Annotated in this window: 18 protein-coding genes; 10 read left to right on the top strand and 8 right to left on the bottom strand. The window is 75.3% G+C overall.

The annotated features are described in order from the left end of the window. The first annotated feature begins 96 nt into the window (after positions 1-96). From G011_RS0103275 to G011_RS0103260, 4 genes are read left to right on the top strand one after another with little or no spacing between them, the layout of a single operon-like run. On the top strand, positions 97-1,014 hold the full coding sequence (locus G011_RS0103275; protein WP_019607208.1) for an ABC transporter ATP-binding protein: 918 nt from the start codon (positions 97-99) through the stop codon (positions 1,012-1,014). Next, positions 1,011-1,877 carry a hypothetical protein gene (locus G011_RS0103270; RefSeq protein ID WP_019607207.1) on the top strand — a complete coding sequence of 289 codons (867 nt, stop codon included), beginning with the start codon at positions 1,011-1,013 and terminating at the stop codon, positions 1,875-1,877. The genes G011_RS0103275 and G011_RS0103270 overlap by 4 nt, the downstream gene beginning before the upstream one ends. 44 nt (positions 1,878-1,921) lie before the next feature. Beyond that, the gene (locus G011_RS0103265; protein ID WP_019607206.1) at positions 1,922-3,187 is read left to right on the top strand and encodes a sensor histidine kinase; all 1,266 of its coding nucleotides are present in this window, start codon (positions 1,922-1,924) and stop codon (positions 3,185-3,187) included. Next, entirely contained in the window at positions 3,168-3,812 is a 645-nt protein-coding gene (locus G011_RS0103260; RefSeq protein ID WP_019607205.1) for a response regulator transcription factor, read from the top strand. The genes G011_RS0103265 and G011_RS0103260 overlap by 20 nt, the downstream gene beginning before the upstream one ends. 93 nt (positions 3,813-3,905) lie before the next feature. Here G011_RS0103260 and G011_RS0103255 read toward each other — a convergent pair whose 3' ends face one another. The 4 genes from G011_RS0103255 to G011_RS0103235 all read right to left on the bottom strand — a co-directional run bounded on the left by G011_RS0103255 (position 3,906) and on the right by G011_RS0103235 (position 8,741). Further along, positions 3,906-5,600: a serine/threonine-protein kinase gene (locus tag G011_RS0103255; protein WP_019607204.1), complete on the bottom strand. Its 1,695-nt coding sequence runs from the start codon at positions 5,598-5,600 to the stop codon at positions 3,906-3,908. A gap of 211 nt (positions 5,601-5,811) precedes the next feature. Beyond that, complete coding sequence (locus tag G011_RS0103250) at positions 5,812-7,098, bottom strand: RNA polymerase sigma factor (protein ID WP_019607203.1); 1,287 nt, start codon at positions 7,096-7,098, stop codon at positions 5,812-5,814. A gap of 15 nt (positions 7,099-7,113) precedes the next feature. Continuing rightward, the gene (locus G011_RS0103245; protein WP_019607202.1) at positions 7,114-7,533 is read right to left on the bottom strand and encodes a YciI family protein; all 420 of its coding nucleotides are present in this window, start codon (positions 7,531-7,533) and stop codon (positions 7,114-7,116) included. A 329-nt stretch (positions 7,534-7,862) separates the two neighbouring features. Beyond that, on the bottom strand, positions 7,863-8,741 hold the full coding sequence (locus tag G011_RS0103235; RefSeq protein WP_019607200.1) for an alpha/beta fold hydrolase: 879 nt from the start codon (positions 8,739-8,741) through the stop codon (positions 7,863-7,865). Positions 8,742-8,901: 160 nt separating this feature from the next. Between G011_RS0103235 and G011_RS0103230 the strand changes: the two genes are divergently transcribed. The 4 genes from G011_RS0103230 (at position 8,902) to G011_RS0103215 (ending at position 15,220) form a co-directional block, all read left to right on the top strand. Then, positions 8,902-12,360 carry a BTAD domain-containing putative transcriptional regulator gene (locus G011_RS0103230; RefSeq protein WP_019607199.1) on the top strand — a complete coding sequence of 1,153 codons (3,459 nt, stop codon included), beginning with the start codon at positions 8,902-8,904 and terminating at the stop codon, positions 12,358-12,360. Between the two features lie 267 nt (positions 12,361-12,627). Beyond that, positions 12,628-13,575, top strand: coding sequence for a metal ABC transporter substrate-binding protein (locus G011_RS0103225; RefSeq protein WP_019607198.1), 948 nt, complete (start codon positions 12,628-12,630; stop codon positions 13,573-13,575). Then, the gene (locus G011_RS0103220) at positions 13,572-14,318 is read left to right on the top strand and encodes a metal ABC transporter ATP-binding protein (RefSeq protein WP_019607197.1); all 747 of its coding nucleotides are present in this window, start codon (positions 13,572-13,574) and stop codon (positions 14,316-14,318) included. Before G011_RS0103225 ends, G011_RS0103220 begins: the two co-directional genes overlap by 4 nt. Further along, positions 14,306-15,220, top strand: a complete 915-nt coding sequence (locus tag G011_RS0103215) for a metal ABC transporter permease (protein ID WP_019607196.1) — start codon at positions 14,306-14,308, stop codon at positions 15,218-15,220. The genes G011_RS0103220 and G011_RS0103215 overlap by 13 nt, the downstream gene beginning before the upstream one ends. Before the next feature lie 39 nt (positions 15,221-15,259). Here the strand turns inward: G011_RS0103215 and G011_RS0103210 are convergent, their stop codons facing one another. Further along, positions 15,260-16,216: an NAD(P)-dependent alcohol dehydrogenase gene (locus G011_RS0103210; protein ID WP_026337968.1), complete on the bottom strand. Its 957-nt coding sequence runs from the start codon at positions 16,214-16,216 to the stop codon at positions 15,260-15,262. Between the two features lie 104 nt (positions 16,217-16,320). Here G011_RS0103210 and G011_RS0103205 point away from each other — a divergent pair, with 104 nt between their 5' ends. Next, a complete protein-coding gene (locus G011_RS0103205; protein WP_036552178.1) occupies positions 16,321-16,929 on the top strand; it encodes a TetR/AcrR family transcriptional regulator in 609 nt (202 codons plus the stop codon). Positions 16,930-17,125: 196 nt separating this feature from the next. On the opposite strand, the gene G011_RS0103200 is transcribed toward G011_RS0103205, so the two are convergent. The 3 genes from G011_RS0103200 to G011_RS0103190 are packed head-to-tail and all read right to left on the bottom strand — an operon-like array spanning position 17,126 to position 20,259. Beyond that, on the bottom strand, positions 17,126-18,679 hold the full coding sequence (locus G011_RS0103200) for a tripartite tricarboxylate transporter permease (RefSeq protein WP_019607193.1): 1,554 nt from the start codon (positions 18,677-18,679) through the stop codon (positions 17,126-17,128). Then, the gene (locus G011_RS0103195; RefSeq protein WP_019607192.1) at positions 18,680-19,270 is read right to left on the bottom strand and encodes a tripartite tricarboxylate transporter TctB family protein; all 591 of its coding nucleotides are present in this window, start codon (positions 19,268-19,270) and stop codon (positions 18,680-18,682) included. After that, complete coding sequence (locus G011_RS0103190; RefSeq protein ID WP_013153177.1) at positions 19,267-20,259, bottom strand: tripartite tricarboxylate transporter substrate binding protein; 993 nt, start codon at positions 20,257-20,259, stop codon at positions 19,267-19,269. The genes G011_RS0103195 and G011_RS0103190 overlap by 4 nt, the downstream gene beginning before the upstream one ends. Before the next feature lie 447 nt (positions 20,260-20,706). Between G011_RS0103190 and G011_RS0103185 the strand changes: the two genes are divergently transcribed. Then, on the top strand, positions 20,707-21,450 hold the full coding sequence (locus G011_RS0103185) for a metallophosphoesterase (protein WP_019607191.1): 744 nt from the start codon (positions 20,707-20,709) through the stop codon (positions 21,448-21,450). Positions 21,451-21,609 lie beyond the last annotated feature (159 nt).

Here is a 21,609-nt window from a genome sequence, read left to right as displayed (position 1 = left end):
CACCGCACCCGACCTGGCGGTACGCACCATGGCCCGGCCGAGGTCCGGATTCCTAACGTGGTCACCGCCGCACGAACGACGAGACGAGGACCGCACATGATCACCCTGCGGGGACTGACCAAGCGCTACGGGGAGACGCTCGCCGTGGACTCGCTGGACCTGGAGGTCCGCCCCGGCCGGGTGACCGGCTTTCTGGGGCCCAACGGCGCGGGCAAGACCACGACGATGCGGATGGTGCTGGGCCTGGACCGGCCCACCGCCGGACAGGCCCTGGTCGGGGGCCGCCCCTACCGGGAGCTGGACCGGCCCCTGCACCACGTGGGCGCCGTCCTGGACGCCCGCGCGGTGCACCCCGGACGCAGCGCCCGCTCCCACCTGCTGGGGCTGGCCCGCACCCACCGCATCCCCGACCGCCGCGTGGACGAGGTGCTGGAGGCCGTGGGGCTGGCCGAGGTGGCGCGCAGGCGCGCGGGGGCCTTCTCCCTGGGTATGAGCCAGCGCCTGGGCATCGCCGCCGCCCTGCTGGGCGACCCGGATCTGCTGCTGTTCGACGAGCCCGTCAACGGCCTGGACCCCGACGGCGTGCGCTGGATCCGCGACCTGATGCGCTCCCTGGCGGACGAGGGGCGCACGGTGTTCGTCTCCAGCCACCTGATGAGCGAGATGCAGCTGACCGCCGACCACCTGGTGGTGCTGGGCCGGGGGCGGCTCATCACCGACGCGCCCCTGGCCGAGGTGCTGGGCAACAGCGCGTGGACGGCCGTGCTGGTGCGCGCGCCCCACCCCGAGGACCTGGTCACCGCGCTGGAGGCGGAGGGGGCCGGGGTGGAGCGCCCCGGCCCGGGCGAACTGGTGGTCACCGGCGTACCCGTCGAACGGGTCGGGGAACTGGCCCACCGGGCGGGGGTGGCCCTGCACCAGCTGAGCACGCGCGACGCGTCCCTGGAGCAGGCCTACCGGGAGCTGACCGCCGACAGCGTGCAGTACACCACCGCGAACAGGAGCCGACCGTGACGACCTCCACCACGACCGGGAAGCCCCCGGTCTCCGCCGCCGACCGCGCCCCCGGCCCGGCCCGTGCCCTGGCCGACCTGGCCGCGGCCGCCTCCTCCGAGTGGGTCAAGCTCCGCTCGGTGCGCTCCACCTGGTGGGGCCTGGCCGCGGCCCTGCTGCTCATGGCCGTGGTGGCGCCGGGCGCGGCCGTCTCGACCGTCGGCAACATGCAGAACGGGAACCTGCCGGCCGCCGAGGTCCCGGCGTCGGAGATGGCGGTCTACGCCGCCATGTGGGCCGTGCAGTTCGCCGTCATCGCCGTGGCGCTGCCGGTGATCACCTCCGAGTACTCCTCCCGCTCCATCCACCCCACCCTCCAGGCGGTCCCGGTGCGGATGCGCATGCTCGCGGCGAAGGCCCTGGCCGTGGCCGCCACCGTGTTCGCGGCGTCCCTGGTGACGGGGGCGGTCGGTACGCTTCTGGCGCACCTGGTGACGCGGCACCCCTACCTGGAGGGGTACGGCACCCTGGACCCGGGGCAGGCCGCCGCGGACGTGGTACGCATGGCCGTGTACCTGACCGCCGTGGCCGTGTCCACCCTGGGGGTCGGCACCGCGCTGCGGTCAGCCGCCGCGGCGCTGACCACGGTGTTCATGCTGATTCTGGGCCTGCCGGTGATGTTGTTGCTGATGGGCAGCGAGGTGGGCGTCTACCTCGCCGGGCGCATGCCGTTCCTCGCCGGGATCTCGTTCGTGGACAGCGCCTTCGTGATCGGGCGGTTCGACCACGCGCTCACGCCCGCCGCGGGCGGCGCGGTGCTCGCGTGCTGGACCGCGGCGAGCCTGGCCGCGGGCGCCCTGGTGCTCCGGTTCCGGGACGCCTGAGGCGGCGGGTGCGGACGGCCGGAAGGGAAGAGGGGGAGGGGCGGATGGCCGAGTGGGCCGGGGACGGGGACGGCCCCCGCGCCTGGGTGCGTGCGGCGGTCGCACCGCTGGCACGGGCCGGGCGCGAGTTGACGGGCACCCTGCTGGGGCTGTGCACCGCCGTGCTCACGCTGGTGTGGGTCCTCGCGGCGGCCGCGGCGCTGGTGTGCGCCCCGTTCCTGACCTCCCGGGCCCGGCACCGGTTCCGCGGCGTGGTGACCCGGTGGGCGGTGCGCCTGGGCGACGCGGACCTGGCCCGCCTGGCCCGGTGGTCGGGGGGCGGCGTGGTCGGCCCGGGGGCCGAGGCCGCCCCGCGCGTGGCCTACCTGCTGCTGCGCCTTCCGGCGGCGCTGCTGTGCGGCTACCTGGCGCCCACGGCGCTGATGCTGGTGGTGGTCTTCGTCGGCGGGGCCGCACTGGAGCTGTTCACCGGGGGCGGCACCCACGTGCCGGTGCTCATGCCCGGCGCGCGGATACACGTCTCCAGCATCAGCGTGGGCCTGCTCATGGGCCTGGTCGTCCTGGCGGCGACGTGGCTGGTGGTGGCGCTGGCCTCGGCCGCCGACCGCGCCCTGGCCCGCCGTCTGGTGGGTCCCAGCAGCGAGGACCTGCTGCACCGGCGCATCGACGAGCTGACCTCCACCCGGTCGGGCATCGTGCGGGCTGTGGACGAGGAGCGGCGGCGCATCGAACGCGACCTGCACGACGGGGTCCAGCAGCGCGTGGTGGCGCTGGCCATGCTGTTGGGGCGGGCCCAGCGCGGCCACGACCCCGAGCGCGCGGCGCGGCTGGTCCGCCAGGCGCACACCGAGACCCGGGTACTGCTGGACGAACTGCGGGAGGTGGCCTGGCGGGTCTACCCCACCGCGCTGGACACCCTGGGCCTGGAGGCGGCGCTGACCGAGGTGGCCGAACGCAGCCCGCTGCCGGTGCGGGTGCGCGCGCGCCTGTCGGCCCCGCCGCCCCGCGAACTGGCCACGGCGGTGTACTTCGTGGCGCGCGAGGCCATCACCAACGCCGTCAAGCACGCCGGGGCCGAGGTGGTGATCGTGCACCTGGACGACGCCGACGGCGTCCTGGACCTGCGGGTGCTCGACGACGGCCGCGGCGGCGCCGACCCCGCCGGCGGCGGACTGACCGGCCTGGCCAGGCGGGTCCGGGCCCTGGACGGCACACTGGCGGTACACAGTCCCCGGGGCGGTCCGACCACGGTACGCGCCGCGCTGCCCCTGACCACGATACGGAGCCCCCATGCGCCTGGTGATCGCTGACGACTCGGTCCTGCTCAGGGAGGGCCTGGTGCGGTTGTTGGAGGAGGAGGGCCACGAGGTGGCGGCGGCGGTCGGCGACGCCGACGCGCTGCTGGCCGCGGTCGCCGAGCACGCGCCCGACGCCGCCGTGGTGGACGTGCGGATGCCGCCCGCCCACACCGACGAGGGGCTGCGGGCGGCGCTGCGCATCCGCGCCGAGCACGGGAGGGTCGCGGTGCTGGTGCTGTCGCAGTACGTGGAGCAGCGCTACGCCGCCGAACTGCTGGCCGGGGCCTCGGGAGGGGTGGGCTACCTGCTCAAGGACCGGGTGTCGGAGGTGGGGGAGTTCCTGGAGGCCCTGGAGCGGGTGCGCGCGGGCGGGGCGGCCTTCGACCCCGAGGTGGTGCGCCAGCTGCTGGCGCGCACCACCCACACCGACCCGCTGGCCCGGCTCACCCCGCGCGAGCGCGACGTCCTGGAGCACATGGCGCAGGGGCTGAGCAACGCCTCGATCGCCGAGCGGCTGTACGTGTCGCTGAGCGCGGTGGAGAAGCACGTCAACGCGATCTTCGACAAGCTGGACCTGGGGCACGCCTCCGGTTACAGCCGCCGGGTGCTGGCGGTGCTGCGCTACCTGGGCAGCTGAGCGCGGCCGCGGCGCCGCCCCCGCACCACGGCGCCGGGGTCCGGGGAGCGGGGGCGGGCGGACCGGATCGCGGTGGTTCGGGCCGGAGCGGGATCAGGCCGGGTCGAAGGACTCCATGGCGGCGGTGCGCTGGGCGCCCTGGTCGGCCCACGAGGCGTCGGTGGAGGCCCAGGCCAGCGCGTAGTACACCCCGGGCGCCACCGCGATGTTGCGGGTCAGCACGCGGCGCGTCTCGCCGGTCTCGTCCCGCCAGGTGAACTCCCACTCGGTGGCCGAGTGGAAGCCGGTGTCGCCGGTGACGTCGGTGATCCGCACCCGCTCGTAGCCCGGCAGCCGCCCCGAGTCGTACACGCCCTGCTCCTGGTCCAGGACGTGCTGGTACTCGTCGTCGGTGGGGTGCTCGGCCATGTCGATCTGGAGGTAGTCGGCGTTGTCGGGGGACTCGAAGAAGACGCTGCTGCCGTCCACCCGGCGGATCCAGCCCTCGGGGACGCTCAGACCGAAGCCCTCGGGGTCCTCGGTCCAGGTCGTCCCGGGCACGGGGGCGCCGTCGGCGCCGCCCTCCTGGGGCGCGCCGGTCTCCTCGGGGGCGGTGGCGTCCCCCTCGTTCCCGCCCCCGGCCTGCTGCTCTCCGGCGCCGGGTTCGGGGGACTCCTCCGTGCCCGTCCCGGTGGCGGCGGCGCCGGTGTCGGACCCCCACGGGTCGAGCACCACCACCAGCGCCGCCACCGCCACCAGCGAGGCCAGGCCCAGGGTGAGCACCACCATCGGCCAGGACAGCCGTCCGCCCCGCCGCGGTTCCGGCGCCGTCGTGACCGTGGTCTGCGGCGGGACCGCCGCGGGGCCCCGCGGAACCGGTCCGGGGGTTCCGGGCGGGACCGGCCCCGGGGTGACCGCCCGTGTGGGCGCGCTCAACGGCCGCGTCGGCACGGACACGGTCGTGGCCGAGGGGGCCGCGGCGGCGGTGCCCGCCTCCGCCTCCGCGGTCAGCAGTGCGCGGCAGCGGTCGGCGTCGATCCGCCCGGCCGGGTCCTTCACCAGCAGGCCCCGTACCGCCTGGCCCAGCGGGCCCCGGCCCAGGACGTCGGGCGGCTCCTCGGAGGTGACGGCGTGCAGTGTGGCGGGGATGCCCTCGCGGCGGAACGGGGAGGTGCCGGTGGCCATGTGGTACAGGGTGGCGCCCAGGGACCACAGGTCGCTCGCCGGGGTCGCCGGGCTCCCCGCCAGCCGCTCGGGGGCCAGGTAGGCGGGGGAGCCCATCACCCCGGCCGTCTGGGTGACGGAGGAGGTGTCGGCGATGGTGGCGATGCCGAAGTCGGTGAGCACCACCCGTCCGGCGTCGGTGACCATGACGTTCTCGGGTTTGACGTCGCGGTGGGTGATCCCCTGCCCGTGCGCGGTGCTCAGCGCGCTGAGCAGGTCGAGCCCCCAGCGGGCGGTCACGCGGGCGCCGCGCGGGCCCTCCTGGCGGACCAGCGCGTGCAGGGAGCGCCCGCTGAGGAACTCCATGACGATCCACGGGCGCCCGTCGTCCTGGACGATGTCGTGCACGGTGACGATGTTGGGGTGGCCGCCCATCGCGGTGGCCTGCGCCTCGCGCCGGGCCCTGGCGGCCATCCGGTCGCGCTCGTGGTCGTCCAGGCCCGGGCCCAGGAGGATCTCCTTGACCGCGACGGTGCGGTTGAGCTCGGTGTCGTGGGCGCGCCAGACCCGGCCCATCCCGCCCCGGCCGATCTCGGCCAGCAGCTGGTAGCGGCCACGCAGTGTGCGGTGCGGCTCGGCCCCCATCGGACTCCCTTGCGGTGCGGGCCGTCGTGACCCCGTGGACGTCGAAAAGCCCGCAGGGACAGCGGTTTTCCATGCGAGCGGAGCGACCATAGTACTGAGGTACGACGGTGCTCCGGCCTGGTGGGAGCCCCGTCCCTGGTCAGCCCGCCGCGCCGGAGTCCCAGGGCCGGCGCGGGCCGCGGCGCGGCGCTCCCCGGGGGGTGTGGAACGGTCAGCCCAGGTCGGCGAGTCTGCGCTCCAGCACCTCCCGCTCGCGCTCGTTGCCGCACCGGCGCATGGCCAGCTCCAGTTCGGTGCGCGCCTCACCGGTGCGCCCCAGTCGCACGAGCAGCTCCCCGCGCACGTTCGGCAGCAGGTGCGAGTCCGCCAGCGCCCCGGCCGCCGCCAGCTCGTCCACGATCCGCAGCGCCTCGGCCGGTCCCCGGGCCATGGAGACCGCCACCGCCCGGTTGAGGTCCACCACCGGGGAGGGCGCCAGACGGCCGAGCGCCTCGTAGAGCAGCACGATCCGCTCCCAGTCCGTCTCCCGCACCGAGGGGGCGAGCGCGTGGCACTCGGCGATCGCGGCCTGGAGGCCGTAGGCGCCCAGCCCCCGGCCGGTCCTCCCCGCGCGGGCCAGGGCGGCCCGTCCCCGGCGGATCGCGGCGCGGTCCCAGCGGCGGCGGTCCTGGTGCTCCAGCAGCACCGGCCGCCCGTCCGCCCCGGTCCGGGCGGGGAAGCGCGCCGCGGTCAGCTCCAGCAGCGCCAGCAGGCCGTGGACCTCGGGCTGGTCGGGGACCAGACGGGCCAGCACCCGGGCCAGGCGCTGGGCCTCGCCCGCGAGGTCGAGCCGGAGCAGGTCACCGCCGGAGCTGGCCGAGGAGCCCTCGGTGAAGATCAGGTAGACCACGTTGAGCACCGAACCGAGCCGCTGGGGCCGCTCCTGGGCCGGGGGTACCCCAAAGGGCACCCGGGCCGCCCCGAGGGTCCTCTTGGCCCGGGTGATCCTGGCCTGCACGGTCGCGGTCGGGACCAGGAACGCCCTGGCGATCTCGTCGCTGGTCAGACCGCCGACCACCCGCAGGGTGAGCGCCACCCTGGCCTCCCGCGACAGCACGGGGTGGCAGGCGGTGAACATCAGCGCGAGCACGTCGTCGTCGATCCGGTCCGGATCCCACAGCACGTCGTCGGCCTCCCGTGCGGGGTCGGCGGGCGCGCTGCCCGAGGCGGCGCCGCCCTCGCCCAGGTCACGGGCGAGGACGGCGTACCTGTCGTCCAGGGCGGAGCGGCGGCGGAACGCGTCGATCGCGCGGCGGCGGCCGACGGTGAGCAGCCACCCCGCCGGGTTGCGGGGCACGCCCTCGCGCGGCCAGGTCACCAGCGCCTCGGCCAGCGCCTCCTGGCCCAGGTCCTCGGCCAGGGCGAAGTCGCCGGTGTAGCGCGCGAGCGCGCCGACGATCCGCGCCGAGTCGATCCGCCAGACGGCGGCTACGGCCTCGCGGCCGGTGGGGTCAGCCATCTCCGGTCGGTCCGCTCAGAGCTGGCCGGTGGCCTCGCGCCAGGCCCGCTCCCTCTGGATCCACTCGTTGTCCTGCGGGAACTCGTCGATCGTGGTGACCCGGCGGATCTCGGTCTTGAAACCGGGGCCGGTCATCGGCGACCGCTTGGCCCACTCCACGGCCTCCTCCTTGGAGGCCACGTTGAGGATGTAGAACCCGCCGAACAGCTCCTTGGTCTCGCCGTAGGGGCCGTCGGTGACCACGGGCGGCTCGGAGGAGTAGTCGACGACCACGCCCTCGGCGGCGTCGTCGAGGCCCTCCGCGGCGACCAGCACCCCGGCGCGGATCAGCTCGTCGTTGTACCGGCCCATGGTCGCGAGCACCTCGTCGAAGTCGATCTCGCCCATCTTCGCGAAGGCCTCGTCGGTGGCGCGCATGATCAGCATGTACTTCATGGCTCTGTCTCCCTGGGTGTCGCGGACCCCTTCCGGGCCCTTCCACCCCTAGGTCGAACGGGGGGTGCCGCGGATCGACACGTCCACCGATCTTTTTCCGAGGAATTCTGACAGAGTCCGGATCCACTGGTGGGGCGACGCCCCGCCGGACCGGGCCGACCGTCCTCCAGGGCACTGGCGCCCGGCTCAGGGCGTGCCGGTGAGCCCGCCCATGACGTCGTACACCTGCCGCGGAGTCATCGGGGCGCCGGGAAGCGGTCCCCGGGCGGCGTCCGCGCGCAGCCCGTCGAGCACGAGGGCCAGTCCGCGGCGCCGCCCCGGGGCGGCGCCTACCGGGCCAGCAGGTCGCGCAGCGCCCCGACCACCTCGGCCGGGGCCTCCTCGGCCATGAAGTGGCCGCAGGTCACCGTGCTGTGGTGCAGGTCGGGGGCCCAGGCCCGCCACACCGCGGCGGCGTCGTAGCCCAGCGCCGCGCCCCAGTCCTGCTGGAGCACCGTCACCGGCATGGCCAGGCGCCGCCCGGCCGCGCGGTCGGCCTCGTCGTGTTCGACGTCGATCCCGGCCGAGGCCCGGTAGTCGGCCACGATCGAGGGCACGGCCTCGCGCGAGGCCCGCAGGTAGGCGGCGCGCACCTCGGCGGGGACCGCCTCGGGGTCGCGCGTCCAGATGTCCAGGAAGTGTCCGAAGAACGCGTCCGGACTGGCGCCGATCAGCTGCTCGGGCAGGCCCGGGGGCTGGGCCATGAGGTACAGGTGGAAGCCCACCGCGGCCGAGGCCCCGCGCATGACCTCCCACATGTCCAGGGTCGGCAGCACGTCGAGCGAGGCCAGGTGGGTGACGGCGCCGGGGTGGTCCAGCCCGGCGCGGATCGCGACCAGGGCGCCCCGGTCGTGGCCCGCCAGGGCGAAGCGCTCGTGGCCCAGGGCTCGGGCCAGGGCGACGACGTCGGCGGCCATGGTGCGCTTGGCGTAGGCGTGGCCGTCGGTGTCGGCGGGCTTGTCGCTGTCGCCGTAGCCGCGCAGGTCCGGGCAGATGACGGTGTGGTCGGCGGCCAGGTCGGCCGCGACGTGCCGCCACATCAGGTGGGTCTGGGGGAAGCCGTGCAGCAGCACGAGAGGACTGCCCGAGCCGCCGACGGCGGCGTTGAGCGCCACGCCCTCGGCGACGGGCACGCGCTGGTAGTCGAATCCCGGGATCCTGGGTTCCACGGTGGTCTCCTCCGGTGGGTTGGAGTCGGGTCCCCGGCGGTCGCCGGGGAACTCGGTCGTCCACGAGCCTGCCGGGAGCCGATGAGCAGCCGATGAGCAGCGGTTGAGCAGGGGCGCCGGCGGCCCCGTCCGGTGCGGAGGGCCGGATAGATTGGCTGCCATGGGGGGAGAGGCGACGCAGGCGGCGGTGTGCTTCCGCGTGCTGGGCCCCCTGGAGGCCGTCGGCGCGCACGGACCGCTCGCCCTCAAGGGGCCGCGGCACCGCGCGGTGCTGGCCCGGCTCCTGGTCGCCGAGGGCCGTGCCGTGCCCGTGGACCGCCTCGTGGACGACCTGTGGGAGGTGCCCGCCGAGGGCTCCGTGGCGGCGGTGCGCACCTTCGTCTCCGCGCTGCGCCGGTCCCTGGAACCGGACCGGCCCGCGCGGCAACCCGCACGGCTGCTGGTGACCGCGCCGCCGGGTTACGCGCTGCGGGCCGGCCCCGACGCGGTCGACGCCCGGCGCTTCGCCGCGGCCGTGACCCGCGGCGGCGCGCTGCTCACCGAGGACCGGCCCGGTGCGGCGCTGGACGTGCTGGAGGAGGCCCTCGGGTGGTGGCGGGGGCCCGCCTACGCCGAGTTCGCCGCCTACCCCTGGGCTCGGTCCGAGGCCGACCGGCTGGAGGGGCTGCGTCTGCTGGCGGTGGAGCGGCACGCCGAGGCCCTCCTGGCGCTGGGCCGTGCGGGCGACGCCGTGCCCGCCCTGGAGGCGCACGCCCTGGCCCACCCCCTGCGCGAGAACGCCTGGCGGCAGTGGGCGCTGGCCCTGTACCGCTCGGGCCGCCAGGGTGACGCGCTGGCCGCCCTGCGCCGCGCCCGCCGGACCCTGGCGGACGAACTGGGGGTGGACCCCGGCCCCGAACTGCGGCGATTGGAGGCCGACGTCCTGTCCCAGGCTCCCCACCTCATCCCGCGTGCCGCCGCCACCGCGGTTCCCGCACGGGCGGAGAGCGCGCCCGAACGCGCCCGGCGTCCCTTCGTGGGCCGGGCCCGGGAGCTGGAACTGCTGGAGGGGGCCGCCGCCTCCGCCGCGCCGCTCGCTCCGGCCCGGGTCGCCCTGGTCTCCGGCGACGCCGGGGCGGGTAAGACGGCCCTGGCCGAGGAACTCGCCCGGCGGCTGGCCGGGCGCGGGTGGACCGCGGCCTGGGGGCGCGGCCCCGAGCACGAGGGGGCGCCCGCGGTCTGGCCCTGGACGCAGATCGCCGCCGTGCTGGCGGCGGCCGAGGACACCGCGGCCCACGGGGGCGCCACCGGCCCGGCACAGGCCGCGGAACACGCCGCCGACCCCGGCGCCCCGTGCACTGCCACCACCGATCCCACCGCCACCGGATCCGGGGCCCCGCGCGTCGATGCCGCCACGGGCATCACAGCGCCCAGCGGCACCGCTGCTCCCGCCCGGGACGACGACACCACAGCGCCCGGGGCCACCGGCACGGACCCCGCCGCGGCCAGGTTCGGCGTCCTGCGCCGGGCCGCCCGCCTCCTCGCCTCGGCCGCGCGGCGCGGCCCCGTCCTGCTGGTCTTCGACGACCTGCACCGGGCGGCGGAGGAGACCCTGGAACTGTTCACCTTCCTGGCCGCCGAACCGCTCCCCGGGCCCGTGCTGATCGTGGGGACCTACCGGACCGGCGAGGTCCTCCCCGCGCTGACCTCGGCCCTGGCCCGGCTCGCCCCCGGCGAACCGGCCCGCGCCTACCTGGGCGGGCTGGCCGAGGACGCGACCGGCGCTCTCGTCCGCGCCCTGGTCGGCCGCGACGTCGACGTGCGGGCGCTGCGCACCGTCCACCGGCGCAGCGGCGGCAACCCCTTCTTCGTCCGCGAGCTGGCCCGGTTGCTGTCCGGCGGGGACGGCGCCGCGCTCGACGCGGTCCCCGCCGGGGTGCGCGACGTCATCCGCCACCGCCTGGGCTCCCTGACGCCCGGGGCCCGGACCCTGCTGCGGCAGGCCTCCGTGATCGGCCGCGACATCGACCCCGACGTCCTGTCGGCCCTGTCCCCGGACGGGGACGTCCTGCTCGACGCCCTGGACGAGGCACTGGAGGCGGGCTTCCTCACCGACCGCGCCGAACCGGACGAGCCCGAGGGCGCCCCCGGCCTGCGCTTCGCGCACGTGCTGGTGCGCGACACCCTCTACCAGGACCTCTCCCGACCGCGCCGGGCACACTGGCACACGGCGGTGGCCGAGGCCGTCGAGGCGCTGCACCCCGACCGGGCCGACCTGCTCGCACACCACTTCGGGCGGGCGGGAACCCGCGCCACCGCGGCCCGGGCCGCCCACCACGCCCGCACCGCCGCCCTGCGGGCCGAGGAGCGCTTCGCCCCGCACGAGGCGGCCCGGCTGTGGCGGGAGGCCGTCGCCGCCCACGACCGCTCCGGCGAGGACCGGCCCCGCGAACGCCTGGAGGCGGTCATGGGCATGGTGCGGGCGCTGGCCGTCACCGGCCGCCTGGAGGAGGCCCGCCACCACCGCGCCCGGGCGGTCGCCGCGGCCGAGGAGCTGGGCGACGCGGAGCTGACGGCGCAGGTCATCACCGCCTTCGACGTGCCCGCCCTGTGGCCGCGCAACGACGACGAGGAGCTGGCCCGCCAGATCGCCGGGGCCGCCGAGCGCACCCTGGCCGCCCTGCCCGAGGACCGCCCCGAGCAGCGCGTCCGCCTGCTGTGCGCCCTGGCCCTGGAACTGCGCGGCACCGCCACCGGCCGGGGCCCGGACGCGGCCCGCCGGGCCGAGGAGGCCGCCCGCGGGCTCGGCGACCCCGCCCTGCTGTGCCTGGCGCTCAACGCCCGCTTCATGCAGTCCTTCCAGGGCTCCGGGCGGGCCCCGCATCGCGTGGAGATCGGCGCGGAGCTGGTCGACCTGGCCTCCCGGCACGGCCTGGTGACCTTCGAGGTGCTGGGCCACCTCGTCCTGGTCCAGGCGCACTCCGCGCTCGCCGACTTCGGTGCCGCCGACGCCCACGCGGCCAGCGCCGACCGGCTGGGCTCGCGCTACGGGATTCCGCTGGTGGGGGTGTTCACCCGCTGGTACGAGGCGCTGCGCACGGCCGCGCGGGGGGCCGTCGAGGAGGCCGAGGCCGCCTACCGGGCCGCGAGCGTGCGGCTCGCCGACACCGGCATGCCCGGTGTGGAGCAGGGCATCCTGCCCCTGGCGCTGCTGTGCCTGCGCCTTCAGGGCGGACGACCCGCACCGGTGGACCCGCGCCAGGACTGGGGCCCCTACGCACCCTGGGCCGACGCCCTGGCCTCGCCCGAGTCCGCTCCGCCGCCGCCCGACGCACCGCCCGGCCTGCTCGGGGAGGCTCTGTCCTGTCTGGCCGCCCGGGCCGCCACCGCCGTCGGCGACCACCCCGCGATGGAGCGCGCCCACCGCCTGCTCTCACCCGCCGCCGGGGAGCTGGCCGGTGCGGGCAGCGGTCTGTTGACCCTGGGACCGGTCGCGCACCAGCTCGGCGACCTCGACCGCGCGCTCGGACGCCGTGAGCGGGCCGCGGAGCACTACCGGCTGGCCCTGCGCGTGGCCGCCCGGGCCGGGTCGCCGCACTGGACCGCCGCGGCCCGGGCGGCCCTGGCCGACCTGGACTGAGCCGCGCGCCGTACGGGCGGCCGGGGAGGGGGCGCGGGTTCGGGCGGGGATCCTGCGTGCCGGTCGGCGACCGGCCGGACGGCCTGGCGTGCACGCGTGTCCGCGCAGGCCGTACGGGTGGCGGGGTTTCCGGGGCCCGCCGCTTCCACGCCGTCGGCTCCGTCGGCGCGGGCGTGACAGCGCCGTCCGGGACACGAGGCCCGGGCGAGGACCGCGACACGCCCGCCGCGATGTGTAGTTTGGCCGTGTTGTGGTAAAAAGTTAGGCGTGCCGAACTTTCAAGATGAGGCTTCTTCACACTCCTGGTCGGCGAAGCTCCCCGCCGCCTCCCTCGCCCTGGTCCTGGGCCTGACCGCCTGCTCCTCCTCCGCCGGGCAGGAGCGCGACGACGGACGGCTCCTGGTCCTGACCACGTTCACCGTCCTGGCGGACATGGCACGCAACGTGGCCGACGGACGCGTGGAGGTCGCCTCGCTCACCCGGCCCGGAGCCGAGATCCACGGCTACGAACCCACCCCCGACGACCTCGTCCGCGGCCAGGACGCCGACCTGATCCTGGAGAACGGGCTCGGCCTGGAGGCATGGTTCAGCCAGTTCACCGAACGCGTGCAGGCCCCCACCGCCGTGCTCAGCGACGGTGTCGAGACCATCCCCATCTCCGCGGGGGAGTACGAGGGCCAGCCCAACCCCCACGCCTGGATGTCGCCCGACAACGCCCCCGTCTACGTCGACAACATCCGCGACGCCCTCACCGAGCTCGACCCCGAGGGCGAACGGGTCTACGCCGAGGCGGCCGAGGCCTACAAGGACGAGATCAGCGAGGTCGGCGACTACCTGGAGGACGAGCTCGCCGGGGTCCCCGACAGCTCCCGCGCCCTGGTCACCTGCGAGGGCGCCTTCTCCTACCTGGCGCGCGACGCGGGGCTGACCGAGATGTACCTGTGGCCGGTCAACGCCGAGACCCAGGGCACCCCCCGGCAGACCGCCGCCGTCACCGAGTTCGTCCGCGACAACCAGGTGCCCGCCGTCTTCTGCGAGAGCACCGTCAACGACGGCTCCCAGCGCTCGGTGGCGCGCGAGACCGGCGCCGCCATGGGCCAGACCCTCTACGTCGACTCCCTGTCCGAGGAGGGCGGCCCCGTCCCCACCTACCTGGACCTGCTGCGCCACGACGCCGAGGCCATCGTGGCCGGGCTGCGGGGGGAGGAGCGGTGAACGCCGCCATCGAGGTCACCGACGCCACCGTCCGCTACGGCGACGTCCTGGCGCTGGACGGCGTGAGCCTGTCCGTCGCCCCCGGCCGCGTCTGCGGCCTGCTGGGCACCAACGGGTCGGGCAAGTCCACCCTGTTCAAGACCGTGCTGGGCCTCGTCCCCACCGACGGGGGGCGGGTGCGGATCCTCGGGCACACCGGAGCCGCCGCCCGCCGCCGCGGGCTGGTGGGCTACGTGCCCCAGTCCGAACAGGTCGATTGGGCCTTCCCGGTCCGTGTGCGCGACGTGGTGATGATGGGCCGCTACGGACGCATGGGACAGCGGAGGCGCCCCCGCCCCGCCGACCGGGAGGCGGTCGAGCACGCCCTGGACCGCACCCACCTGGGCGACCTGGCCGACCGCCAGATCGGCGCGCTCTCCGGCGGCCAGCGCAAACGCGCCTTCGTGGCCCGCGCCATCGCCCAGGGCGCCGACGTGCTCCTGCTCGACGAGCCCTTCGCCGGGGTCGACAAGCGTTCGGAGGGGCGCATCACCGAACTGCTGCTGCAACTGCGCGGCGAGGGCCACACCCTGCTGGTGTCCACCCACGACCTGGCCCAGGTGCCCGCCCTGTGCGACGAGGCGGTGCTGCTCCAGCGCCGCGTCGTGGCGCACGGCGCCCCCGAGGAGGTCCTGCGCCCGGAGACCCTCATGGAGGCCTTCGGGGTCCACACCGACGAGGAGGGAACGGCATGGACGCGCTGACCGCGGTCGCGGAGTGGTTCACGGTGCCCCTGGGCTTCGACTTCGTCCGGCGCGCCCTGCTGGTCAGCGTGGTCGCCGGGGTGGCGTGCGCCGTCCTGTCGTGCTGGATGACGCTGGTGGGCTGGTCGCTGATGGGCGACGCCGTCTCCCACGCCGTCCTGCCCGGGGTGGTGCTGTCCTACCTGTTCGGACTGCCCTTCGCCGTGGGCGCGCTGGTCTTCGGCGCCGGGTCGGTCGCCCTGATCGGGGTGGTCAACCGCACCTCCCGGGTCAAGGAGGACGCCGTCATCGGCGTGGTCTTCACGGCCATGTTCGCCCTGGGCCTGGTCCTGGTCTCGCGCGTGCCCAGTCAGACCGACCTGGGTCACATCCTGTTCGGCAACGTGCTGGGGGTGTCCGACACCGACATCTGGCAGGTGCTCGTCCTGGCCGGGGTGGTGCTGGCGGTGGTCTGGTACAAGCACCGCGACCTGACCCTGTACGCCTTCGACCCGGTCCACGCGCACGCGGTGGGCATCAACCCCCGCCTGCTGGAGACGCTGCTGCTGGGGCTGCTGTCGGTCACGGTGGTGGTGGCCCTCCAGGCGGTGGGGATCATCCTGGTCGTGGCCATGGTCATCGTCCCCGGGGCGACCGCCTACCTGCTCACCGACCGCTTCGAGCGGATGCTGGTCATCTCCGCGGCGGTGGCCGTGGCGGCGGCCGTGGCGGGGGTGTTCCTCAGCTTCCACCTGAACGTGTCCACCGGCGGGGCGATCGTGCTGGCCCAGTCGTCGGCCTTCACCCTGGCCTACCTGTTCTCGCCCCGCCAGGGCGTGCTGCGGCGGCGCCGCGCCGCACGGGGGACCGGGACCCGCGCGGGCGGCCGTGGGCGGGCCCGCCCCGCGAAGGAACCGTCCTAGGTCCACCGCCGCCGACGGGCGCGGCCCGACGCGTCACCGCTAGGGGCGCCGCACGTCGATGACGCACTTCCCGCGGACGCTGCCCGCCTCCAGCCTGCGGTGGGCCTCCGCGATGTCGGCCATCGGGAGGACCGTGTCGACCATGGGACGGATCTTCCCCTCCTCGACGGCCCGGGTGAGCTCGGCGATGCGCTCCGCCGACGGGTCGTTGCTGAAGAGCTTGGTCCGGCCGGGCCGCACGGCGGCCCGGAGCCCGGTGCCGAGCAGGGACCTGAGGACGCGGTCCGGGTCGAAGGCGAGCGCGACCATGCGCCCTCGCCGGTGCAGCCGCGCCTGGTAGGCGCCGAGGTCGGTGCCGACCAGGTCGACGATGACGTCGAAGCGGCCGAGGTCCTGCGGCCGGGTCGTGCGGTAGTCCAGGGCCTCGTCGGCGCCGAGTCCTCGGATCCAGTCGAGGTTGCGGGCCCCGGCGAGGGCGGTGACCTCGGCGCCGAGCGCCTTGCCCAGCTGCACCGCGACGTTGCCGACGCCTCCGGTGGCGCCGCGAACCAGGAGCCGTTCGCCGGGCGCGAGGCGGGCCTTGTCCGTCAGCGCGGTCAGGGCGGTGGTGCCCGCCCCCGGAAGGGCGGCGGCCTCCAGGAGGCCGAGGTTCCCGGGCGCGCTGGCGAGCCGCCGCTCGGGGACGACGACGTGGTCGGCGACGGCCCCGAAGACGAAGTGCGGCATGAGCCCCCACACCGCGTCCCCCGCCTGCCAGGCGCGCACTCCGGCGCCCACCGACGCGACGCGGCCCGTGAAGTCGACGCCCACGCCCCGGGGGAACCGGGCGCGGGTGATCTTGCGCATCCTGCCCGAGCGGAAGGCGAGCTCAGCCGCGTCCACGCTCGCGGCGTGCACCTCGACGAGCACCTCGCCCTCTCCCGGGCTCGGCGTGGGCACCTCGTCGACGCGCAACACCTCGGGCGGGCCGAATCGGTCGTACCGCACAGCGCGCATGGTCGTTCTCCCCGGTCTCTCGACAAGAAAGTGGGGTGTCCCCCCACTTCGCTCCGCTAAGATAACCGGAGAACCACCCCACTTAGCAAGCGCAGGAGGTCACGGTGGTCGAGAGCACAGCGCGAAGGCCCTTGCGCGCGGACGCCCGGCGCAACTACGAACGCATCGTCGCCGTGGCCGAGGAGGTGTTCGCGGCGCACGGCGTCGACGCCTCACTGGAGGAGATCGCCCGCCGGGCCGGAGTGGGATCGGCGACCCTGCACCGGCACTTCCCCTCCCGCCGCCACCTGCTGGAGGCGGTCTTCCACGACCGCGTCGAAGCACTCTGCGCGAGGGCGCGGGAGCATGCCCGCACCAGCGGGCCCGGCCCCGCCCTCTTCGCCTGGCTGCGGGAGCTCCACGCCTACGCCGAGGCCAGCCGCGGACTGGCCGCCTCGCTGCTGCGGGACGGCCGCGACGCCGACCTGCTGGAACGCGACGACGGCTGCGCGGCGATGATCACCGCCGCGGCCGGCGAACTCCTGGAGCGCGCCCGTCGGGCGCGGGCGGTGCGCCCCGGTGCGCGCGCCGAGGACCTGGTCGCGCTCGTCAGCGCCATCTCGCTCGCCACCGAGGACCACCCCGACGGCGCGCAGGCGGACCGTCTGCTGGACATCGCGATCGCGGGCGTGCGCCCGCAGGAGCCCGCGGCCGCGACCGGCGGGACCCCCTGAGGCCGGGGCCGGAAGCGGTCGCGGCCCGACGCGGGGACGTCACGCGGCCCGTTCGGAGGCGGTGTCCCCCGCCGGGCGCGCGGGCCCGGCGAGACAGCTGGTCGGCGGCCGACCGGGCACGGGCCCGAACAGAAACGGCGCGGCGGCACGGGGGAGTGGATCCGTGCCGCCGCGCCCGGGAGGGGCCGGGCCGGAGTCAGCCGCGGCCCGCCTCCACCGGGGTGTGGTCCTTACGCGCGGCCCGCCGGGCGCGCAGTCGGCCGACGGCCACGACCAGGCCGATCGTCAGCAGCAGCCCGTAGATGCCCAGGGTGATCCCGCTGTCCACGAGCACCGACACGTCGCCCTGCCCCACGGCCAGGGCGCGGCGCAGCTCCGTCTCGGCCACCGGGCCCAGGACGACCGCGATCAGCACCGGGGCCAACGGAATGTTGAAGCGGCGCATCATCAGAGCTACCAGGCCCAGGATCAGCATCAGCCACAGATCCACCATGGACGACGCGGCCGCGTACACGCCCAGGGACGAGAACACCGCGATCCCGGCGTACATGTACGGCTTGGGGACCAGCAGCAGCTTGGCCCACAGCGGCGCGAAGGGCAGGTTGAGGATGAGCAGCATGACGCTGCCGATGAACAGGCTGGCCAGCAGGGCCCAGACCAGGTCGCCGTCGCGCTCGAACAGCAGCGGACCGGGCTGCATCCCGTACTGCTGGAAGGCGGCCAGCATGATCGCGGCGGTCGCCGACGTGGGCAGGCCCAGACCCAGCAGGGTGCCCATCGCGGTTCCGGCGGTGGCACTGGCGGCCGCCTCCGGCGCGGCCACACCCTCGATCGCGCCGTCGCCGAACTCGTCCTCGCCCTTGCCGCGCCGGGCGCGCCGCGCGGCGAGCTTGCGCTCGGTGCCGTAGGCCAGGAAGGTCGGGATCTCCGAGCCGCCCGCCGGGATCGACCCGAACGGCAGGCCGAACAGGGTTCCGCGCATCCAGGCCGGAAGCGTGCGCCGCAGGTCGCGTCGGCTCAGCCAGGGAGTGCCGGTGCGCCGCAGGCCACCGCGCGCCGCGTCGCCCGCGTGGGCGGTGGCGGCCACGTGCAGCACCTCGCCGATCGCCAGCAGCGCCACGGTCACCGTGATGATGCTGAAGCCCTCGAAGAGCTGGGGCACGCCCAGGGTGAAGCGCTCCGCGCCGCTGAGGCCGTCGATGCCCACCATCGAGATGGCCAGGCCGATGCCCAGGGCGATCAGGCCGCGCACGGCCGAGTCCGAGACCACCGCGGAGGTGGCCACGAACGCGAAGACGGTGAGCGCGAAGTACTCGGCGGGACCGAACTGCAGCGCCAGCTGCACGATGACCGGTGAGAAGAACGCCACCAGCGCCGTGGACACGATCGCGCCGATGAACGCGCCGATCGCCGCCGTGGCCAGCGCCTGCGGAGCCCTCCCGCGCTTGGCCATCTTGTGGCCCTCGATGGCGGTGGCGATGGCCGATGCCTGCCCGGGCGTGTTCATCAGGATGGCGGCGGTGGAGTCGCCGAACAGCCCGCCGTAGTACACACCGGCGAACATGATGAACGCGCCGGTGGGGTCGAGGTGGAAGGTGACCGGCAGCAGCAGCGCGACGGCCATGGAGGAGCCCAGGCCGGGCACCACGCCCACGGCCGTGCCGAGCATGACGCCCAGCAGCGCCAGGAAGAGGTACTCGGGGCTCAGCGCGTTGGCGAACCCCGCCATGAGGTTGGTGAGAACGTCCATTTAGAAGATGCCCCCGAGGATTCCGGCCGGCAGGTTCAGGCCCAGACCGGCGACGAAGGCGAGCTGGATGACGGAGGAGAAGACCAGCGACAGCACGGCGTCGAACAGGTACCGGCGGCTGCCCAGGGCGTAGGCCACGCCGAAGAACAGCAGTGCCGCGGACAGCAGCCAGCCCACCGGCTGGAGCAGCAGGATGAACGCCGTCAGCGAGGCGACGACGATCCCCAGGCAGCGCCAGTCGATGCGCACGGGCCCCGCCTCGCCGGCCGGGGCGCCCCCGTCGGTGGCGTCGGCGTTCTCACCGGTGGTCGGCGCCTCGGCGGTGCGGGCCGGGCGCAGGAGGACCTGCACGGCCAGGGCGACGCCCGTGACGCCCATGAAGATCGCGACCAGGGTGGGGAAGAAGCGCGGGCCGGGCGGTTCGGTGCCCGGCGGTACCGGCATGGCGGCGGTCTGCACGGCGATGAACCCGGCGATGCCCAGCACCAGGGCGGCGACCAGCAGTTCGGACCGGCCCCGCCACCAGGAGGGGCGGGGCGGCGGGGCGACGGGCTCCGTCGCCCGAGTGGGGGTGGTGGCGTCGGTACTCAAGACAGGCCCAGTTCCTCGGTGATGGTGGTGATGCGCTCGGTCTCCAGGGCGAGGAACTCCTCGAACTCCTCGCCGGTCTGGAAGGTGTCGTCCCAGCGGTTGCGCTCCAGCGTCTGCGCCCACTCGGGGGTGTCGTGCATCTCGGTGACGATCGCGGTCAGCTCGGCGCGCTCCTCCTCGGTGATGCCGGCCGGGGCCACGAACCCCCGCCAGTTGGGCAGGACCGCGTCGATGTCCTGCTCGGCCAGGGTGGGGACGTCGATGCCCTCGACGCGCTCGTGCGCGGAGACGCCCAGGGCGCGCACGTTGCCCGCCTCGATCTGGTCGCTGAACTCGTTGTAGCCGCTGATGCCCACGTCGACGCTGCCCGACAGCAGCGAGGTCAGCGCCTCACCGCCGCCGGAGAAGGCGATGTAGTTGACGTCCTGGGGATCGACGTCGACGTCGGAGGCGATGAGTCCGGCCAGCAGGTGGTCGGTGCCGCCCAGGGAGCCGCCGCCGATCGCCATCCCGCCCGGGTCCTCACGCCAGGCCTCGGCCAGGTCGCCCATGTCCTGGTACGGGGAGTCGTCGGGGACCACGACCACCTCGTAGTCGTCGGCCAGCCGGGCGATGGGGGTGACGTCCTGCAGGTCGTGCGAGGAGTTGTTGACGATGATGCTGCCGATCATGACCGTGCCGGTCACCATCAGCATGTTGGCCCGGCCCTCCTGGCGGACGGCCTGGGCCAGGCCGATGGTTCCACCCGCGCCGGGAACGTTGACCACCTGGTTGTTGGCGACGATCTCTCCCTCGCGGAAGGCGTTCTGCGCCTCGCGCCCCACCAGGTCCCAGCCGCCGCCGGGCGCGGCGGGCACGATCGTGGTCAGTCGGCTGCGTACGGCCTCGGCGCCGTCGCCGCCGGTCGACGAGGCGTTGACCGCCGCGGCGCCGATGACGACGGCCGCGGCGACCGCGCCGCCGACGCGCAGAATGCGCTGGATGCTCATGGGGTGGCTCTCTCCGTTGCTGCGGGTCCGCGGTGCGGGCGGGCGCTCGCGGGCCGACGGACCGCCCGAGGCGGGAACGTGGCGGCCGTTACACCGCTCCGTGGCGCCGGTCGCATCCGCACCGGTTTCGAGAGCATGACCCACGGTTTGCCGACCGGTAAATCTTCTGGTCGTTTTGAACACAGAGATTGTTGTGGTCGCCCCGGGTTTCCGCCCGAGGCCGCGACCGCCGACCGCGGGCGGACAACCACCCTGTCCCGCTCCCGATGCGCGCAATAGCCTCGTTTCACCCGACGGGAAACGGCCGGTCAACGGCCTGGGGCGGGCACGGGGCGGCGGCCGGGGGTTCCCGGCCGCACGGGTTCCGTGCGCCCTCCCAGCGGCGGAACCGGCAGGTCCGCGCGGTCCCGGAGGGCGCAACGCACCCGCGACCGACGAAGGACGGCCATGACACTCCTGCTCGCCCACATCAGCGACCTGCACCTGGACGGGACCGACCGCACCACCGGGCGCGCCGCCCGGACCGCGGAGTACCTGCGCGGCCTGGCCCAGGCACCGGACGCGCTCCTGGTCACCGGTGACATCGCCGACCACGCCACCGCCGAGGAGTACCGTGAGGCGGCCCGGCTGCTGGACCTGCCCTTCCCGGTGCTGGTCTGCCCCGGCAACCACGACGACCGCGAGCGGATGCGCGCGTCGCTGCTGGGCCGGGAGCCGTCCGACGCGCCTTTCAACCAGGTGCACGAGGTGGGCGGCGCGGCGGTGCTGACCTGCGACTCGACGGTCCCGGGCGAGGACGGCGGCCACCTGGACACGGCCACCCTGGTGTGGATCAACGAGACGCTGAGCGCCCTGCCCGACGACCGGCCCGCCCTGCTGGCCCTGCACCACCCGCCCGTGCGGGTCCACCACCCGCTGCCCGACTCCATGCGGCTGGACAACGCCGACGACCTGGCCGGGCTGCTGCGGGCCCACCCCCGGGTGGCGGGGATCCTGGTCGGGCACGCCCACACCGGCGGGGCGACCACCTTCGCCGGGCGACCCCTGCTGCTGGCGCCCGGCGTGACGTGGACGCTGAGCATGCCCTGGGAGGGCGGGACCGCGGCCAACCGCGACCAGCCCCCGGGTGTGGCCTTCCACATCCTGGACGAGGACCGGCGCCTGACCACGCACTTCCGCGCGGTGGTCTGAGTCCGGGCGGGGGCCTCGCCGAGGCCCGGTCGATGGTCCGCGGCCGGAACCGGGCGGGTCGGCCCCTCGGGCGGTGACGGGAGCAGCCATCGGCTGGCCCGGTCCGTTCAGGGGAAGCGTTCTCGGCGCGGCGCGGGTCGGCCCGCGCCGAGAGCCTCC

It is taken from the genome of Nocardiopsis sp. CNS-639, assembly GCF_000381685.1.
Classification (GTDB): Bacteria; Actinomycetota; Actinomycetes; order Streptosporangiales; family Streptosporangiaceae; genus Nocardiopsis; species Nocardiopsis dassonvillei.
The sequence above is the reverse complement of the archived record's forward strand: the minus strand, read 5'-3'. Positions and strand labels throughout refer to the sequence as shown.